This window comes from Glaciecola sp. KUL10 (assembly GCF_003203515.1).
Lineage (GTDB): Bacteria > Pseudomonadota > Gammaproteobacteria > Enterobacterales > Alteromonadaceae > Glaciecola.
In genome coordinates this window covers 1-1,161 of sequence record NZ_BGNG01000032.1, presented here as the reverse complement: position 1 = coordinate 1,161, position 1,161 = coordinate 1, and the positions used below count along the sequence as shown (strand labels likewise).

Genomic DNA, 1,161 nt, shown 5'->3' with positions numbered 1-1,161 from the left:
TATTGCATGAGTAACATGGTGAACGAAATTGTCGTTTCTTCAATCTGGGAAGATGAGGATTTATTTGAGGTTTGCGTTAGGGGCAACAACGGCTCGTTTTCTGGGCAGGCGGACTGCTATACGGTCAGGGAAGAAATCAATAGGTTAGGCGAACTACTCGAAACCTTTCCAATCACCGTTAAAGACAAATTTGAGTTTTCATCTAGAGCAAAAGACGACCTTTCTTTTTTTAAAATAGCTGGTATGTGTACGGACAACTCGGGGCATACTCTGCTGGCAATCACTATCGCGCATATTGAATCTTTTAGTAATGCGAGAAATGAAGATTTTAGAGTTAATTTCGACCTAAAAGTTGAACCGCAAGTAATTAACAACTTTGGTAAACAACTAAGGCAAATTGCAGTTGAGGATATTGGTAAAACGGAGGCTGTTTTAAGAAATGCAATATAACAAACGCATATTGGCAGTCGCTGTCGCTCCTTCGGACATTTTGCATTTGCTAAAACCTGCATTTCACTCCGTTCAATTTTTGCAGATTTTAGCAAATACAAACTGCCGCAAATGCGAGTGTTAGGCATACGTCATGAATCAGTCCTCGATTTACTTCAAGCTGATAGTTTATAGATACTACATATTGTCTGGTATTTGCACATTCTTCGGGCTAGCTATAGCTTATTCATATTTGACTTTAGAGGGTGAAAATTTTCCTCTTAAATCCGAGTTGATTGAACATAGTGGTTATGTCGAATGGGTTGATAAATACAAATATGGGGTGAAATTTGGATTGAAGGGTAGCGTTATTGACTATGTATACCCCTCTAAAGCAAATGGTAAAAGTATCGTTGAAAGATCCCTTCTTGAATCCGAGGGAAAGATTGTTACCGTACTTTACGATAACGATGATCCAACAGGTCCCATTTATAATGACAAATTGTATTACTCAGTATTCGAGATTTTCATTGGAGAAAAACCAATTAGAACTTATGAAGAATCAAAAGTGGCATGGGTAGCTGATGATAAGCTAATGCCGTACATTTCATTATTCTTCATAGGAGGGGGGGTATATGTTTTTCGTAAAGGGAATAAAGTTCGCGCAAATGCCTAACAAAAAAATTGAAGACGGATATCTGGGAAAAGCGCCCAGCTACCGCTTAATTTGGT

At 38.4% G+C, this 1,161-nt stretch carries 2 protein-coding genes; both read left to right on the top strand.

Going from position 1 to position 1,161, the window contains the following annotated elements; translation table 11 throughout:
- Positions 1-450 (top strand): hypothetical protein (locus tag KUL10_RS18525; RefSeq protein WP_233499889.1); only part of this gene is annotated, 450 nt, incomplete at its 5' end.
- Between the two features lie 133 nt (positions 451-583).
- Positions 584-1,105 (top strand): hypothetical protein, encoded by a 522-nt coding sequence (locus tag KUL10_RS18520; RefSeq protein ID WP_110430445.1) that lies wholly within the window; start codon positions 584-586, stop codon positions 1,103-1,105.
- Positions 1,106-1,161: the final 56 nt, after the last annotated feature.